The 16,628-nt window shown below is 41.9% G+C and carries 17 protein-coding genes, 7 pseudogenes and 1 riboswitch; of the genes and pseudogenes, 14 read left to right on the top strand and 10 right to left on the bottom strand.

Annotated elements, in window-relative coordinates; translation table 11 throughout:
- From FD19_RS09260 to FD19_RS09250, 3 genes and pseudogenes are all read left to right on the top strand, one after another.
- Positions 1-600, top strand: a 600-nt coding sequence (locus tag FD19_RS09260; RefSeq protein ID WP_162838215.1) for a replication initiation protein RepA, incomplete at its 5' end; no start/stop codon positions are given.
- 113 nt (positions 601-713) lie between these two features.
- A complete protein-coding gene (locus FD19_RS09255; RefSeq protein WP_054751015.1) occupies positions 714-947 on the top strand; it encodes a hypothetical protein in 234 nt (77 codons plus the stop codon).
- Between the two features lies 1 nt (position 948).
- Positions 949-1,620: pseudogene (locus tag FD19_RS09250) on the top strand (ATPase).
- Here FD19_RS09250 and FD19_RS09245 read toward each other — a convergent pair.
- From FD19_RS09245 to FD19_RS09230, 4 genes and pseudogenes are all read right to left on the bottom strand, one after another.
- Positions 1,610-1,888, bottom strand: a pseudogene (locus tag FD19_RS09245) (hypothetical protein). The pseudogenes FD19_RS09250 and FD19_RS09245 overlap by 11 nt on opposite strands.
- 22 nt (positions 1,889-1,910) lie before the next feature.
- Positions 1,911-2,120 (bottom strand): annotated as a pseudogene (locus FD19_RS09240) (hypothetical protein).
- A gap of 267 nt (positions 2,121-2,387) precedes the next feature.
- Positions 2,388-2,747, bottom strand: coding sequence for a hypothetical protein (locus tag FD19_RS09235; RefSeq protein ID WP_056969893.1), 360 nt, complete (start codon positions 2,745-2,747; stop codon positions 2,388-2,390).
- A 13-nt stretch (positions 2,748-2,760) separates the two neighbouring features.
- The gene (locus FD19_RS09230) at positions 2,761-3,348 is read right to left on the bottom strand and encodes a site-specific integrase (RefSeq protein WP_050340461.1); all 588 of its coding nucleotides are present in this window, start codon (positions 3,346-3,348) and stop codon (positions 2,761-2,763) included.
- A 77-nt stretch (positions 3,349-3,425) separates the two neighbouring features.
- Between FD19_RS09230 and FD19_RS09225 the strand changes: the two genes are divergently transcribed.
- Both FD19_RS09225 and FD19_RS09655 read left to right on the top strand, forming a co-directional pair.
- The gene (locus tag FD19_RS09225) at positions 3,426-3,689 is read left to right on the top strand and encodes a type II toxin-antitoxin system PrlF family antitoxin (protein ID WP_017260787.1); all 264 of its coding nucleotides are present in this window, start codon (positions 3,426-3,428) and stop codon (positions 3,687-3,689) included.
- The gene (locus tag FD19_RS09655) at positions 3,689-4,036 is read left to right on the top strand and encodes a type II toxin-antitoxin system PemK/MazF family toxin (protein WP_050340458.1); all 348 of its coding nucleotides are present in this window, start codon (positions 3,689-3,691) and stop codon (positions 4,034-4,036) included. The genes FD19_RS09225 and FD19_RS09655 overlap by 1 nt, the downstream gene beginning before the upstream one ends.
- A gap of 213 nt (positions 4,037-4,249) precedes the next feature.
- Here FD19_RS09655 and FD19_RS09650 read toward each other — a convergent pair whose 3' ends face one another.
- From FD19_RS09650 to FD19_RS09195, 6 genes and pseudogenes are all read right to left on the bottom strand, one after another.
- Positions 4,250-4,600 (bottom strand): fluoride efflux transporter FluC, encoded by a 351-nt coding sequence (locus tag FD19_RS09650; protein ID WP_082383931.1) that lies wholly within the window; start codon positions 4,598-4,600, stop codon positions 4,250-4,252.
- A gap of 7 nt (positions 4,601-4,607) precedes the next feature.
- Positions 4,608-4,982 carry a fluoride efflux transporter CrcB gene (gene crcB / locus FD19_RS09215; RefSeq protein WP_056969889.1) on the bottom strand — a complete coding sequence of 125 codons (375 nt, stop codon included), beginning with the start codon at positions 4,980-4,982 and terminating at the stop codon, positions 4,608-4,610.
- 136 nt (positions 4,983-5,118) lie between these two features.
- The gene (locus FD19_RS09210; protein ID WP_056969887.1) at positions 5,119-7,392 is read right to left on the bottom strand and encodes an HAD-IC family P-type ATPase; all 2,274 of its coding nucleotides are present in this window, start codon (positions 7,390-7,392) and stop codon (positions 5,119-5,121) included.
- A 53-nt stretch (positions 7,393-7,445) separates the two neighbouring features.
- Positions 7,446-7,697: pseudogene (locus FD19_RS09205) on the bottom strand (phosphopyruvate hydratase); the annotation flags it as partial.
- 60 nt (positions 7,698-7,757) lie between these two features.
- A riboswitch (Fluoride riboswitch) is annotated at positions 7,758-7,820 on the bottom strand.
- A gap of 376 nt (positions 7,821-8,196) precedes the next feature.
- A complete protein-coding gene (locus tag FD19_RS09200; RefSeq protein ID WP_056969885.1) occupies positions 8,197-8,676 on the bottom strand; it encodes a helix-turn-helix domain-containing protein in 480 nt (159 codons plus the stop codon).
- Positions 8,669-9,442: pseudogene (locus tag FD19_RS09195) on the bottom strand (RepB family plasmid replication initiator protein); the annotation flags it as partial. The gene FD19_RS09200 and the pseudogene FD19_RS09195, both read right to left, overlap by 8 nt.
- Positions 9,443-9,512: 70 nt before the next feature.
- Between FD19_RS09195 and FD19_RS09645 the strand changes: the two are divergent.
- From FD19_RS09645 to FD19_RS09140, 9 genes and pseudogenes are all read left to right on the top strand, one after another.
- Positions 9,513-10,312, top strand: a protein-coding gene (locus tag FD19_RS09645) for an IS5 family transposase (RefSeq protein WP_156639703.1) whose coding sequence is annotated in 2 segments (ribosomal slippage) — positions 9,513-9,783 and positions 9,783-10,312 — 801 coding nt in all. Because the reading frame shifts where the segments join, the coding sequence is not laid out codon by codon here.
- Positions 10,313-10,558: 246 nt separating this feature from the next.
- A complete protein-coding gene (locus FD19_RS09180; protein WP_056969883.1) occupies positions 10,559-11,968 on the top strand; it encodes a DHA2 family efflux MFS transporter permease subunit in 1,410 nt (469 codons plus the stop codon).
- A gap of 18 nt (positions 11,969-11,986) precedes the next feature.
- On the top strand, positions 11,987-12,409 hold the full coding sequence (locus FD19_RS09175; protein ID WP_054751012.1) for a MarR family winged helix-turn-helix transcriptional regulator: 423 nt from the start codon (positions 11,987-11,989) through the stop codon (positions 12,407-12,409).
- A gap of 110 nt (positions 12,410-12,519) precedes the next feature.
- Positions 12,520-12,750: pseudogene (locus FD19_RS09640) on the top strand (SDR family oxidoreductase); the annotation flags it as partial.
- Positions 12,751-12,819: 69 nt separating this feature from the next.
- A pseudogene (locus FD19_RS09635) lies at positions 12,820-13,572 on the top strand (IS5 family transposase).
- Positions 13,573-13,736: 164 nt separating this feature from the next.
- A complete protein-coding gene (locus FD19_RS09155; protein ID WP_056969881.1) occupies positions 13,737-14,321 on the top strand; it encodes a recombinase family protein in 585 nt (194 codons plus the stop codon).
- 180 nt (positions 14,322-14,501) lie between these two features.
- Positions 14,502-15,311 (top strand): ParA family protein, encoded by an 810-nt coding sequence (locus FD19_RS09150; protein WP_054751014.1) that lies wholly within the window; start codon positions 14,502-14,504, stop codon positions 15,309-15,311.
- 3 nt (positions 15,312-15,314) lie between these two features.
- Positions 15,315-15,557, top strand: coding sequence for a hypothetical protein (locus FD19_RS09145; RefSeq protein WP_003590746.1), 243 nt, complete (start codon positions 15,315-15,317; stop codon positions 15,555-15,557).
- Positions 15,558-16,181: 624 nt separating this feature from the next.
- On the top strand, positions 16,182-16,628 hold a 447-nt coding region (locus FD19_RS09140), incomplete at its 3' end, for a replication initiator protein A (protein ID WP_162259467.1).

The following is a 16,628-nucleotide window of genomic DNA, read 5'->3' as shown; positions in this document are numbered from 1 at the left end:
GAAAGTCCGCATGACTTCGTTGACAATAGCTCTCAATCCCTTGCTACGAGCGGAATTTCGAAAATCGAAAGCAATCTATATAAAGACTCTAAAAACATAGATACTAATAGATACAATATAGATACTCAAAAGTTGGACTTTTCCACAGCCCATTTCTCACCAGCAGAGATTCAAAAACAAAACCAGGATCTCATAAATCATGCTAATGACTTCTTAACTGATGAAGACAGTGGCTTACCGGTTTTCTTAGAACCAGAAGCTGTGCAACTACTTAGTTTTTGGTGCCGTACCCCACAACAAATGCGGCGCTTCATTGGCATTATCTTAAATGCTAAATACCGAGTTGAAAAGGATCATCAAGATATTGGCGTCATAATCCCGCTTGACGACGAAGAACTAAAACCTTTGATGACTAAAGCCTTAAGACGCTACTTTAACGCCCTAAGAAGCAATGAGAAGCATATCAAGAACGTGGAGAACTACTTATACGGCACTATGCAAAACCTATTTGGGATTTGGTGGAATAAACAAGCGGCTAGAGAATATGCGGCTAAACACCCCGAAGAACAGAACACTGACAATGAGCGTTATTGGAATTGAACGCCGTATAAGCTCATTTAAGCCGTTTTAAGTGTTGCAGTGCATAATTATATTAAAACTGCTTTAAAATCGCTTAGAAGCAAAAATAGGCGCCTTAAGTGGTTGAATAGGTGATGACTGAACTAAGTGAAAGTGAAGGGAGCCTTTTAAATGATCAAACCAAGCAAAGAAGTCGAAAAATAGAGCAATTGCTGGCTGACCCCTGGGCCGTTGATATTCAAGGCATTTGGGAACAAGCAGCCCATAACCCAGATCCTGATAAACGCAAGCTGTTTGACGCGTTACACACTTACCTCTTAGATAAACGCCAAGAGCAAATTATCAATGACAAGCATTTCGTGATTTAACATGAGTGAGCCAAAGAGATACATCATCGTGGCTGGGATAAGAGGCGCTGGTAAAAGCACTTTATATCGCGCGAGACCCGAATTATTTACTCACTCCAAACGATTAAATACCGATGAAATCCTCCCAAAAAATGGGTGGCGATTGGCATAAAAATCGTGATAACTTTAGGGCAATGCGCGAAGAAATAAAACAACTCCACGCGGCTTTAAATACTGGGCAGAGTATTCATGTTGAAACAACCTTATCTGGGCAAGGAAAGGCACAATTAAATTTAATCGAGCGGGCTCACCAAAATGGGTTTGAGGTCACGCTTTTATACGTGGCGTTAAAAAACAAAAAAGTAGCAATTAATCGGGTTCATGAACGGGTCAAAAAGGTGGGCACGGTGTACCAGATGAAGTTGTTGAAAAACGTTATTTACCAGCAGTCGCATTCAAAGCTGATAATGTCGTGATCTATGATAATAGCCAAAAATTTGTGTCAGTTTACAGACGAGATCATGACCAGGTGATCAAAAATAATTTGCGTAACTTTCTTTGGATAAATCCAAAAATTACCTTTGAATCCGCCATTTAAAAGCAACTAAATGACTTTGTTAAAAATAATCCAGATTTAAAAATTAGAAATCCCATGAATGATTCAGAAAATAAAAACGATCGGCCTAGTTACTAGGCTGATCGTTTTTGAGCTTATTCGGCTTATGGGAATTAACGTAATCGGTAAATGTTTTTAAAAGCTATTCGGTTTGTTCGACTGATAAGTTATCAGCCTGAAAGTATTTTTCGAGTAAGGCTCCTTTTTGAATTAGTCGGCGAGAACGGGCTTTACGGGCTTGGCGGTTTTCATAGTATTTAGATTGCCGTAATTTAAAATCTTCTTGTTCAATTTTTTGCTTTAAACGTGCTTGCTGCTCGACTAGTTTTTCATATTGATTAGACATGGAATTTCCCCATCTCGTATGGCTAATGATCTACGGGCTCTACCTTTAAAAATTCAGAAAATTGCTTAGCTAAAAGCTTAATCTGATCGTTAGACAAATTAGCATAATCTAAATTGGCTTGACTGATGATTTATTTACCTAGCCGTTGTTCAATCTTATTTTTTTCGTCCTTAATTTTTTGATTAAGGGCTTTTAATTTAGCTTCTTGTTTTTCTAAGTTACTTTTATACACAACGATCCCTCCAATCATATTAGAAATAATCACCTAAACTATATCATATAGGAAACGTTAAGTCGAAGTATAAAAGTTGAAATAGCGAAGCGGAAGGCATACACTAAAAGTAAATTCAGGAGAATAAGCAGACCGAGTGAAACGAGGTCAATGCGCACTTACACCCTTGACAAGTGTCAAGGGTAGATTTAATCCCCATTTTGATGGGGATTATTTGTATTAGAAGGCTAGCGCCAACGATAAAAATCCTAGAGCTAAATCTCAAGATTAATCAATCACATTGTGAAGAATCCAATGGCTATAAGCAAGACGAGCACCAGGAGTAATCACCCAGGGGTGATTAATTTCGAAAATTTGAATTTCAGTTGCTAAGTAAAGTGGCGTCTTACCATGATTAAAAGTAAAAACGGGTTGTGGAAAACCAGGCTTACTAGTAACTTGGTGAACACTTTGACGAGAGTTCATCTGCCAACGAATTTTTAAATCTTCACGCGATAATAATTGTGGCAGGTGTGTTTTTTCAATTTGAGCTTGTTGCTGTAATTTTTGCGTAAAAGCTTGTTTAGTCTTGTTTTGATGCCAATCATCAAACAGCTCATATTTGTTTGATTTAAAATCTAAATCCATAAAGAACCCACCCCTAACCAAAGTTAATTTGATCCAGCATCGTTTCAGTACTAGCCTGGTCTAAGCCTAAATAAGCTAAAGTCATCGCCTCACTGGAATGATTGAGCAGATTCATGACTAAGCCAATATTATAGTTTGATTGTGTGTAGACACGATAAGCCCCGGTTTTGCGCATTGTATGGGTCCCTAGATAATTAATGCCTAACAGCTCGCCAACCTTACTCATAATTTTGTAGAACTGTTTTTCCGTGATATGGCGTTCGGGGTGTTGAATGGAAGGAAAGAGCCATTCAGAATCCAGCTGATGCTCAAGTAGCCATTGGCGATACAATAAGAGCTCTGTTTGAACTGGTTTAAGGTACAAGGTATTAGGCTTACCCGTTTTTCGATCGTGAATGAACGCATTTTGCTTAATAGACCCGTCCGGATTAAAAATATCGGTCTGTTTTAAGCGCATGACATCACTGACTCGCAAAAGTGTCGCTTTGCCAACTTGAAAAATCGTATAGTTACGCCGGCCAGCTTTAAAGTTGTTGAGTAACGTATCTTGAACCTCCTTAAGCACGTTAGAATCTTTGATGGGTAAGACAACTTGTTGCATAGTTTTAGCCCCTTTTCTTGAGATATTAAAATAGTTATGTTATTATTTTTGTAAGGAAAAAGTAAGGAGATGATATTGTGAGTGCAGGTAATGTAACTAAAGTTAGCTCGAAGATCACAAGTAAAAATCAGATTACAATTCCTAAAACAGTACGTGAGCTGTTAAAAGTTCGGTCTACTGACACAATTGAATGGCAGATTGAACCAAATGGTAGAGTAATGATTGTTCGTAGTAAACCTGATCTATGGCAACTTGTTGATGAACAAGAAAAAAAGTTCGGAAATCTCAGTACCACAGAATTTGATTGGGGTAAGGACATAGAAAGTGAAGATTTTGATTAATGAAATTAAAACAAGGCGCTATTTTGTGGATTAATTTAGATCCAGCCAAAGGAACTGAAACTAAGAAAAAGCGACCGTGTTTAGTTGTGAGCAACGATCACTATAATCGCTATTTTAATACGGTGCTAGTTGTACCAATCAGCACTTCTGACAAATATCGCACGCTAGAAAAGTATGTTAAATCTCCGTTATTTATCAAGATAGATAAAGGGGAAATTCACGGAACAGCGTTATTACAACATGTCCGCGCTGTCGATCCAACAAAACGATCAGATGGCGAAGTTGTGGCCAATTTATCTCAGCAAGAAATTAGTTCGATTAGTACAAATGTCCAACAATTTTTTTGAAAAACAGATGTTATTTATTGATAAAAGCAAAAAAATAGCCCCCAATATCTACATTATAGATATTGGGGGCTATTTTAACAACGTTTTTGAGGGGTTATTTTGTTAATTATAGACCCTAAAATTGCTTGTGGGATTGTAACTTGGCGGTTCTCTATTCAGTTACTAAAGTAGGTAATACTTCTTTTGCAGTATATCAAGGCCCAAAACAGAACATCAAATGAAGAAGCCACCGAAAAATAACAGGATACCACCTAGAAGGCTGAAAGATAAATAAACTAAGGCAACATGTATATTCTTAGCTAAAGAAAATTCTATAATTTCATTAATCATGGTAGAAAAGGTAGTAAATCCGCCACAAAATCCAGTTCCTAAAAACAAATACCAAGCAGAATCGTGAAGTAAGTATCTAACAATAATTCCTAAACAAAAGGCCCCTACAAGATTAATAGTTAAGGTTGCCAAGGGAAAGTTAGGAATAGTTCGAGCACCAATGAATTTAGTTATATCATATCTACTAACAGAACCAAGCGCGGCTCCTATACCCACAAAAAGTAGCGTTCCCATTTCAGAATTAAACCTTCTTTCTTAAATTGTCTCCCAGAACAACACCTAAATAGGACATAACAAGTCCTAAAATAATGCTACTTAACAAGTAGGAAAACGCATCTAAATAATGACCTTGTTGAATTAAATTGAAAATATCATAGGTAAATGTTGAGAAAGTTGTAAAGGCACCGATAAGTCCCGTTCCAATGGATAAAGTGATAGTAGCAGGGATTCTCTCTTGTAACGCTAAAAAATGATTCACTAATCCCAGACCAAAACAACCAATTAAATTAATGATAAGTGTACCTAGTACTGTACTGTGATTGATAAAGTAACCGATAACCATATATCTCAATAGGCCTCCCACAAATCCGAATAAAGCGATTCTTATTTCATCCATTTACCTTAAAATCCTCTTTTCTTAATTTATTTCTAAACAAAAAGTAGCCGGAAAGATTCTTCCCAGTTACTTTTGTGTTTATTAAATCTCAAATTAAATGATAATCAGTTGAGATTAACACTATCGGGGAAATAAGCTAGATATGTGCAGCCAATCGAATAGATGTCAGCACAATGCCCGTTAATAAAGTGATCACGATTGCTAATCCAATCAAGGATGGGCTGAGTGCGGCGATCCCCCAGCCGTTAAGTGCCAGAACCAGTGTCAATGCACAGTTGCCGCTGATTGCTATTGCCACGGCACGACTGGGTCTGCCAGCCCAAAACGGCTTTTGAGTGCGGGTCATCAGGATCGTCAGCATTGCGCTAAAAATCAGATAGACGTAAAGGCCGGTGCTGACTTGTCCAGTCGTTAGACCAAGCCGTTGCAACCAAGTCAGCCAACCGTAGCCGACCGCTGACCAGCCTATGGCCAAGATGCCAGCAATCTTGCTAAGTTTGGGCAGGTTCCAGCTTTCTGGCTGGTGGGTGATCGTCGTGCGGTCAGTGCCGAGCACAAGGGTCACACAATCATTCAGGATCGCGACCAGGATCATCGCGTTTAAGGTTAGTGGAATGAAGTGGAGAATCAGATAACCTAATGTCAGCAGGAGTGTCAGCTCCGCGGTGCGTGAAAGCTTGGTGATCGTCCAGGTCATCATGCGTTGATAGACGCGGTGGCCGGCATCTAGGATCTCGATGATCGGCGTCAGGCCGTCTGTTAGCAAAACCATGCGCGCTGAGCGCTTGGCGAGATCAACGGCACTGTCCACGGCTATACCAACGTCGGCTTGTTTCAAGGCGGGTGCGTCGTTGACCCCGTCGCCGGTCATACCAACAACATAGCCTTCACCTTGTAGACACTTGGCCATCGCCAATTTGTCTTCTGGGGTCACGTCGGCGATGCCTGCGAGGTCTGCAATTTTGGTCCCGACATTAACCTCGGTGTACGAGAGCACCTCACCGTTTAGCCCAACTGCTTGGGCAATCGCGGCGGCAGTTTTTTGGTTATCGCCAGTCAGCATGATTACTTTGACGCCGCGTGCCTGCAGAGCCTTGATGGCAGTTGCGGAATCTGCCCGAGGTTGGTCCTGGAGTACGAACAAGCCTATTAGTTGTGAATCAACGACCACGGCTGCCGTACGTCCTTCGGCGTAGTCGACCGCCGATAGGTCTGGGTGGTTGGTGGCCACCGCCGCCAACTTTTTCAATGCGCCGACTTTCACGTTGACAGTGGCGCTGTCGGTGACCACAGTGGCTTGGGAGTAACCAATACCGGAGGTGAACGGCGTGAATTTATGCTGAGGCCAGGCCTTAATGTTCTGTGCTTGAGCATAGTTGAATAACGCCGCGTCAATCACGCTGGCATTGCGCGTATCTGCTGCACTGATCGCCAGCTGGATCACGTCGGCGTCTGGGAGCGTCGACCAGTTGTAGAACGCGACCACAGAGGGCTTATTGGCGGTGATTGTACCGGTTTTATCCACGAGTAGCACATTCATATTGGCGGCTTCTTGAATACCGGTGAGATCGGAAACCAAGACGTGCTTGGTGCTCAAAACCTTGGCTTCGACCGAGTTAGCAACGGCAAAACTAGATGGCATAGCAATCGGAATCGTTGCGATGAACAGCATTGCCAGAAACGGCAGCATGGCGACCAAGTCTTCGTGGCGGACAATGGCCACGATGATCAATAGCACGGCCAACACCGCATCGAGTGCAGCTAGATAGCCGATGATTTTGCCCAAGAGCTTCTGCAAATGCCCCGGCGCCGAGCTTTGGTTGATCAGGCTGATCGTTTTTCCGCTGCGGCTATTAGCACCGGTGGCGGTGACGATCGCTAAGGCATTGCCGGAGAGGACTTCGGTGCCGGCATAGGCTGTATCACCAGGGGTGCGGTTGACGGCCTTGGCTTCGCCTGTGATACTGCTTTCGTTGACTTCCAGTGTGTCCGTCAACAGGCGCACATCGGCAGGGATAATGTCCCCTTGGCGTAGGCTGATGAGGTCATCAACGACTAAGTGCTTGGCTGACACCTGTTTCCACTTGCCATCGCGGCTGACCGCGGCGGTCGGCGATAAGTCATGTGATAGACTGCGTAAGACTGTGTTGGCGCGGTGAGATTGAATCGCGCCATTGACCGCAGCAAAGAGCAACATTAGCACGATGAACCCGGATTGGATGCCCTTGCCTAACACGATTTCAATGATCAGCGCCGCTTCGAGTATCCACGCGCTAGGCTCCCACAGGCGGGTGATAATGGCCGTGGCAAAGTTGAAGGGGGTTTCGGCCACTTCGTTGAAGCCATCGCGGGCCAGTCGCCGGTCAGCTTCGGCCTGGGTGAGGCCGTCTAGAGTATTTTTTTCAGTCATAGTAGACACCTGTTTTCTGAAAAATAATAAGTGGCCGCGCAAATATCAGTGCCCGGGTCAGCGCCGTGTAAAGCCTTGTTGATCTCGGTATTGACGTTGGCCACGGCCTTTGAGACGCCTTTGCCTTGAAGCCGGGCGCCGCCGTCGCGCAACTCGACGGCTTCTTTTTCGCCGGTCGATGCAACAGATGGTACCTCCGCGTGGCCGAGCGTACCATCTGATAGGATAACATCGGCCTCAACTGTTGGATTGCCACGAGAGTCAAAGATTTCACGAGCTAGAGCTTTTTCAATGTAAATTTTCATACCAATACTTCCTTTCTTAAGAACGAAAAAATGACGTCTGTTTATTCACACTTTTTTAGTGAATAAACAGACGTCATCAATCCTTACGAATATTTAAAGGCGAACGTCATCGCCGTGAACTTATATATAAAATATACACTTAAAGAACAAGAAAACAAATGATTCAGGTAAAAAAGGACGATACACTGTTATTCAACTCACCATCTAAAAACTTAGTCGGTGGCTCTTAGACCAAGTTTGCGAACATGAAAATACGAATACTGCTTTAATTTATTCGCTTAAGCAAATAAATTAAAATGTTTGGTTTTCGCCGCCAATAAAGTTATTCCAATCACTTCACCAGTATACTGGCTTTCCTGACACTGTGAATAATTGATTGGTAATCATGAATTAAAAACATTTAACGAGATCCGCTACTAGTTATTTAGCCGTTTGATCCAGTGCCGGGGATATTCTGAGAGTACCATGCATTGATTACTTGGTAACAAGAATAAAATTATTACCAAAAATGCCACCAAGCATTTTTGGTGTTTGAGGTATTATTGTTGTTTACTGAACTGGAGGGAGTAAGGTTATCTTTTTTAAGAGTAGTTGACTTAAATGCTTCAATTTTTTTCTCAGCCATTAGTTGCAATTGTTGTGATTGATCTAATAATTTGTGCATTGATTTTAATTGTGCATCTTTTTCTTTAATTTGACTATCTTTGATTGCTAATTGTTGGTTGAGTAATTCTATTGTATTTTGATGCCTATTACCGGTTTTACTAGTAAATGTTACTCCTTCTGGTTTCTGGTAGTTTCCACCAATGAAATGTTGTTTTAATAGTAAATAGCCTGAATTGATAACAACTAGAGTTTGTACCCCGTTCCTAGTCACGGTTTGCACATAGTTTGCTCTGAAGTTTGTATCTAGTTTTTTTCTAATGGCTTGTTTTGATACACCAAATTCATCAGCAAGCTCTCTAATGGTTTTAGGCATGATTTCCAAACCCCTTTCGGAGTTCAGCAAGTGCTTCTTGTCTTGCTTGATCTCTTATTTTTTTATCGTGCTCGGCCTGTTTATCAGCCAATGCTTGTTTCTCAGTAGATCCTAGTGGTAGGCCTTTTACTTTATCAGTAGCGCGCCATTTTTCTTGTTCTGTTAGTTCACCATTATGCTGAATATTAAAAAGCTTTTGACGCTCATCTTGTAATTGGCCTTGTGAGAAATCATTGGCATCTTTCTTTTCGGGTTTCCAGGTAAACGAATAGCCAATAACTGGTTTCCCACGCCCTTTACCATATTTTTTTCTAACCGTTAATCCTCTAAACAAAGGAGTTAATTCTTCTTTAATGGGTTTTATAACAAATTTATCGACGTTAGAGGGACTATTCCAGTAACTTTTGGGCATATCTAGTAATTCAAAAAAGTCTTCTTTAGAAAAATAAGCATATCCAGTGGTTCTGAACTGTTTTAGTAACCGAAACATTGTTTTTGCGTAACTACTTTTTAAATCTCTAAACTCTGCCAACGCATAACGAACCCAACTTTCAAGCTTGTTTAAAAGGGGTAAAGCACGTTCATAAACTTTTACGTCTACATAAGGTTCTTCTGCATCTCCATCAATTTTAAATTCTGTAAACAAAACAAAAAACTCTCGAGTTAATCCACTTTTACTTCGTCTACCAAAATGTAATCCCATCATTTTTTCATAAGTTCTCTGAATGTCATCTTCAAAACGGTTATTTGCAGTAGGTTTATAAGAACGTGTTTGGATACTTTGACATTCGATTTGATTTTAGTTAAATTAGATCAAAAACAGGAGTTTTTAATCCATGAAAAGCTTTGCACACCATTATAGTAGCGACATCTCTCGTGAACAATTTGAACTAATCCGGACAGATCTAGAAGGCATACGTAAGCGGACTAAGCCAAGAAAGGTTGATTTATATGATATCTTTTGTGCCCTGCTTTATACCTTGAAAAATGGGTGCGTTTGGCGCGATTTACCCAGCGATTTTCCTAAATGGGAAACCGTCTATTATTACTGGTTACTTTGGACTAAAACGCCATCTCCTGCTGGTATCACTCCTCTGGATAAGGTTTTAAAAAAATTGTCAGCCAACATCGGTTGGCTCAGAAGCGTTCAGTTTATACATCGTTCGTCATTCTAGATGCTCAAAGTGTCAAGAATACCGATCCTGCTGAAAGTAGCGGCTACGATGGTGGTAAAAAGGTGAGTGGGATTAAGCGCCATCTTGCTGTAGATATCAATGGGCTGCCGATGTCAGTCCATGTGACAACCGCCAATGTTTCTGAGCGTGATGGCGCCAATGCGCTACTGGCGTTAAACAAATCACAGTTTGACCTGGTTCAACGAGTAATGGCCGATGGTGGTTATACTGGTAACAACTTTGCTCAATCAGTTCAGGCAATGATTAACGCTGAAGTCATTATTGCTAAACAGAGTGACCTTAGGCACGGTCAAGTGACCCCGCAACGCTGGGTTATCGAACGCAGTTTTAGCTGGCTAGGAAAATATCGGCGCCTCTGGCGCAATTGTGAGCGAAAGCTGAACACCAGTAAGATGATGATTAGCCTAGCCTTCCTGCGAATACTCTTGAAAAGATTCTAAACACGTTCTTACTGGTTAAGTAAAGACGTTCGTGGGTTTCTGCTGCTTCTAAAATGACGTGCTTTCTCATGGGTTTCACTCCTACCGAATCACCAGACTGAATGCAAGGATTGTTATCGCTCGGATAATAAGATTCTGAAAGCGGGTCCGTCAAACCAAAATAATGAAAACAATTCTTTGACATCTTTCAACAATCGCGTTACGCTATGATTCGTTAGATTGCTAACGAAAACAGGAGTGTGAATTATGCAAGAAACAAAAACAACTCAAAAAATTGGCCCAAAAGTCATTGCCGCGGTGATTGCTACCGGGCTGATGTCGTTTTGCGGGGTCATTGTGGAAACGTCGATGAACGTCACTTTTCCCACGTTAATGAAACAATTCAACGTCACTACCAGCACCGTACAGTGGATGACGACTGGCTATCTGTTGACCGTGGCCATCATCGTGCCGCTGTCAGCTACGTTCAAGCGGCGGTTCAAAACGAAATCGCTGTTTATAACGGCTAATCTGCTGTTTATGGCTGGCGTTCTGATCGATGCAACGGCCCCGGCCTTTACATTGTTATTATTCGGGCGCATCGTTCAGGGGTTTGGGACCGGGATTGCTCTGCCACTGATGTTTAACATTATTTTGGAACAGGTACCCATTAGTAAACGGGGGCTCATGATGGGGGTCGGGACCCTCATTACCGCAGTTGCACCAGCGATTGGGCCAACCTTTGGCGGCATCGTTGCCAACTATCTTGGCTGGCGCTTTGTCTTCATCATTCTGTGGCCGTTATTAATCATCTCACTGGTTATCGGCATCATGACGATTGAACAAAAGAGTCAGATTCGTAAAGTACGGTTGGACGTTCTCAGTGTATTGCTGATCATGGTCACGTTTATTGGCTTGATCGTGGGCTTCAGTAACATCGGCAGTGCCAGCTTTCTAAGTCTGGACATTGGTGGCGCACTGCTCATCGGTGTCATTGGACTGGTCGGTTTGGTGTACCGGTCAATGCACATTGCCCAACCCGTTATCGATCTGCGCGTTATGACAACCGGCAGATTCAGCGGCCACGTCTTATCATTCTTCCTATTACAGTTGATATCGTTAGGGATGTCGTTCCTGTTGCCAAACTACATTCAGCTGGTCAACGGCTCAACCTCCACGATTGCCGGGCTGGTCGTTTTACCAGGCGCTGCCTTGGGGGCTGCCCTGGCACCGATCAGTGGCCGGATTCTCGATAACTTCGGTGCCCGAAAACCAATTTTATTTGGTTGCGGATTGGTATTGATTTCCCTGATCGTTTTCACTAGTTTGGCGCAAAATATGAGCAATATCGTCATTATCAGTGTATATTTGTGCTATATGTTTGGTATCGGATTAGGCTTTGGCAATATCATGACAAGCGGGTTAGCGGAATTGAGCAGTCAGCAGCAAAGCGATGGGAACGCGGTTTTAAACACCCTGCAGCAGTTTGCCGGCGCCACTGGGACGTCGATTGTTTCCGCCATTGTGGCGGCCAGTCAATCCGGCCACGGCACACAGGCACATTTAACCGCTGTTGGGACGCAGCACGCACTGCTGGTCCTAACGATCGTTATGGTCGTGTCACTCGTGTCGTTGATCCGCTCAGTCCGCAAGACAACAGGCCAAACAGAAAATTAGAGGAAACTAGGTAAAAACATGGCATCTAATTTTGGTGTATTAATTAAGCGCGCAGCCAATGACCAGGACAAGGCAATGGACGCCTACGCCAGGCAATACGGCCTGACGGGGGTCCAAATGTCGATGATTGATTTTCTGGGACGCCGGTCAAACGACGTTGTTCTCCAGCGCGATATTGAGGCAGAATTTAACATTCAACGTTCCACGGCAACGGTCCTGCTGCAACGTATGGAGCATAAGGGTTTCGTGGTGCGTCAATCGGCAGCCAGCGACGCCCGGCAGAAGCAGGTGATCTTAACGCAAAAGGCTGTGGGGTTGAAACAGCATGTGGAAAGTTACATTGATAATCAACAAGCCAAAGTCGAAGCGGCTTTTTCACCAGCTGAAATGGCCATTGTTAATCGTGCGTTGAAGTTTTGGATCGAAGAGAATAGGAAGTAACGCCTGTCATGTGGAGCGTTAGAACAGGTTGCAAGTAGTTACGCCATTTATCGCTTCGTGACGCAGATTGACCTTGCGGGGTTGCTCTGAAGTAATCGAAGCCACCGGCCGCCAAATTACTCGCACAGAACGGTGCCAAAGTCGTTTTAGGTGCTCGGCGTGAGGAACGGCTGCAGAGCCTCGTTAAGGAAATTACGGATGCCGGCGGGTTTGCCAGCTATTCCGTGACTGACGTTACCAAGCCAGATGATTTGAAGAAACTGGTTGCTAAGGCACAGGCTGATTTTGGCGGTTTAGACGTGATCTTCAACAATGCCGGAATCATGCCATCATCACCCATCAGAAACTGTTTGAGGTCTTTGAAAGACGCTTGAATTTCCGGTAAAATATGTAAAAAAAAGGACTTCATTATGACTGATTATCCAAGCAATATCACTCGTGACCAATTTGAATTGATTCGCGTTGACCTTGAGACGTTTCGCAAGCGTACATGTCCTCGAAGGGTGGACCTATTTGATGTCTTCAATGCAGTGCTTTACGAGCTTCGTACGGGCGCTCAATGGCGTCAGTTGCCGCATGATTTTCCGAAATGGCAAACCGTTTACACTTACTTTGCCATGTGGTCAAAACCATTAGCTAATTCGGAATATTCCCTGATTGACCTGCTTTTAAAAAAATTGTCGCTCGAGAGCGATTACGAATGGGACGATCGGTACGAACGTCGTTCGTAATTCTTGATGCGCAAAGCGTCAAAAATACGGCAACACCCCAAAATAAAGGGTATGATGGCGGCAAGAAAATCAGTGGGATTAAACGCCACCTTGCCGTTGATATTAATGGTCTCCGAACGGGACGGTGCGATCGCTTTACTCGCGTTAAATGAAGAGCAGTTTGATCTTGTTCAGCGAGTGATGGCCGATGGTGGCTATACAGGCGACAACTTCGCCCAGTCGGTCCATGCAATCATTGGTGCAGATGTCATTATCGCCAAACAAAGTGATCTGAAGAACGGTCAAGTAACGCCACAGCGCTGGGTCGTGGAACGTAGTTTCAGTTGGTTAACCAACTGGCGACGGCTTTGGTTCAATTGCGAACGCAAGTTAAATACCAGTAAAGTCATGGTTGCTATGGCCTTTATAGGGATCCTGCTTGCTCGTCAATAGAGACCTCAAACAGCTTCTTATAGATTTTTGAAATTTACAACCAATACTAAAAGGAATAAAAAATAAAAAAGGCCACTAGGGTATACCCTATTGGTCTTTTTTATTTCTGTGCTATACTAGGAATTACAAGTGTTCATTAGAACTGTCCAAAAGGATAATTGGAAATGGCTAAAATCGGTTATGCGCGTGTGAGTTCCAAGGAGCAACATTTAGATCGACAGTTAGCGGCTTTAAAAGACGTTGATAAATTATTTACGGATAAATTAAGTGGGGCTAACACTAATCGGCCAGAACTGCAAAAAATGCTGGCCTATATTCGTGAGGGTGATATTATCCTGGTCACTGAATTAGATCGCTTAGGCAGAAACAATCAGGATTTAACTAAGATCATGAACTCCATTCAAAATAAGGGTGCCACCCTAGATGTGTTGAATTTGCCGTCCATGACAGGGATCGCTGATCCTAACTTACGCCAATTGATGACCAACCTCATTATTGAACTGTATAAGTACCAGGCTGAAAGTGAGCGTAAGCGGATCATTGAGCGCCAGCAGCAAGGGATTGCCTTAGCTAAGCAGCAGGGTAAATATCATGGGCGCAAACCCCAATACACCCAAGACGATCCCCGCTTGCAACATGCTTTTAAGCTTTACGAGGCAGGCATGAGTGATGTCGATGTTGCCCGTAGTACAGGAATTAAACGGACAACCTTTATAAGGTATCGAAAGAAATTTAATGTTAACAGATAATAGGTATGACTAATTGTTGAAACCTATTTATACCACCAAATAAATACCTTTATGCGTTTTATGTATTCCATTAGTACTACTTTTATCTTGATTTTGTGTTCTTAAAGTCGTATTATGTAGGAGAACAAGGTATTCGTTAAGTGTTACCTTTATCTTTATATGTTAGGAGGAAAGTGTGTTATGCAAGTAATCAGTTTTATGGCTATCAAAGGTGGCGTTGGTAAAACCACAATGGCATTTCAGTTCGCCAAATTTTTACAAACACAAGATCAAAAAGTTTTGATGATCGATTTGGACGCACAGAAGAGTTTGACGGGCACTTTTGAAAATGAACATTTTAATTTCAGTGCAAAGCCAACCATTGCAGATGTCCTAGAAAAACCAAGCTCCGGGTTAATTGAGACACAAGTTCAGGATAATATCGCGATAATTCCATCAACTAGCAACCTGGAAGAAGTAGCAGATCGTTTAGCCTCAAAACCAAATAGAGAATTGCTATTATTTATGTGGTTTGTTAAAAATGCGCAAGAACTGAATCAAAAATATGACTACATAATTATCGACTTGCCACCAGCTTGGAACCTGTTAAGCAAAAATGGTGTAGCTGTAGCCGATAAAATCATTTCTCCAATGGAACCAAGTCGATTTGGGTATGAAAGTCATACAAAAGTATTGCAAAGTGTGGGAACTTTACAAGATGAAGTTGTTGATCCAGTTAGTGGTAAATCATATATTACTGCCAACGTATTCTTTTTAGGCAATCGAATCAAACACAATACTAATTCTTCTCACGAATTTTTATCAGCACTCAAACATATAGACAATGTCATTGGGGTTATCCCAGAAAAGGAATTAGTTAACGCTAGTATGCTTGCAAAGGAGGGCATACTAGAATATGCAACCCAGAATGACAAGTTGCATGAACAAGAGCCATTTCTCAAACTATTAAGTGACGTGTTTTCAGAAATCCAAAAACAGGGGAATGATTAACTTATGGCAAACAAATTTGAAAAGTTTTCAAGTACCAACAACGATTACCAAGTGGCTAGAGACATTCAGCAAAAAGATGCACTTAACGAAAAATTGAATTGGGAACGAAAAGTAAAGACAAGCTTCTCAATTCAACAAAAGAATATTGATCGTTTAGATGAAATGGTTAATCAGTTGAACGCAAAATCAAGATCAACCTTATTAGATACCATAATAGAAAATGCTTATAGAGACTTTCAAGAATAATTGAGCGGGGAAAATGATGAAATCACAAATAGTTGATAGCAACAATTGATACGAAGACCTTGTATCTGATCAACGGGCTCAACGGACCGATGGGGGCTGATAAAGTATACAAGACAGAATAAAGTTGCCGGTAGGTAAGCACTATGCTAGACTATGACTAATTTAACAACCGAATAAAGAGATCAAGCTAAACAGAAAAATCCCCGATTCACGAGGAATCGGGGATTTTAGGTTTAGCAAGTAGCTAATAGCGAGCTACTTAGATTCAGTCGACTTTGACTTGCCGGAAAAAATCGACTGAACATTGTTCTTAATTTGTAGGTTAATTATACCGCAAACCAGTCCGTAAGGACAAGTGAGGGATAATTAAAAACAAATTAAATCCAATGGACTAAGTAGCTAACCGAAGCTATTTAGTCCATTTTTGTTGTTAGAAATTAAAAAAGTTGCCGACTGGGCAACTCACAAACAGACACATGCTGGTAAATTACAAAGCCGATCACGACCAATGTTCGCTTTGTAATTCAGTTAGAGCATATCAGATTTGTATTGTAATGCAAGTCGAATGTTTTAGCAACTCTCTTTTGAGACAGCGTGCGTCAGTCAAGAGAGGGAGTTTTTATTATGACAAAATCAACAAATTTTAATTACTATGAAGCAGATAACGTATATGGAGCCTTATTTTTCCAGTTCCCTAAGGTATTAATGTATGGCGAGCAATATAAACATTTAAGCAGTGATGCTAAATTGGCTTATATGGTACTGAAAGACCGGCTAGAGTATTCTTTGCGTAATCATTGGGTTGATGAAGATAATCATGTTTACTTTATTTTTACCGTTCAAGAACTACAAGACTTATTTAACTGCGCTACTGAAAAAGCCGTTAAAATAAAAAAAGAATTACAAACAGCCAATCTATTAAAACAAATTCAAATGGGATTTAATCCTAAAACGAAAAAGAATGAACCGAATCGTTTATACCTTTCCAAGCTCGATGTGAAAGCTACTGATGTCTATTTAAGGGGTGAATATGGACAAGAAACGCCGAAATCCCTTGCTACGAGCGGAATT

Source organism: Lacticaseibacillus thailandensis DSM 22698 = JCM 13996 (genome assembly GCF_001436135.1).
Classification (GTDB): Bacteria; Bacillota; Bacilli; order Lactobacillales; family Lactobacillaceae; genus Lacticaseibacillus; species Lacticaseibacillus thailandensis.
The sequence above is the reverse complement of the archived record's forward strand: the minus strand, read 5'-3'. Positions and strand labels throughout refer to the sequence as shown.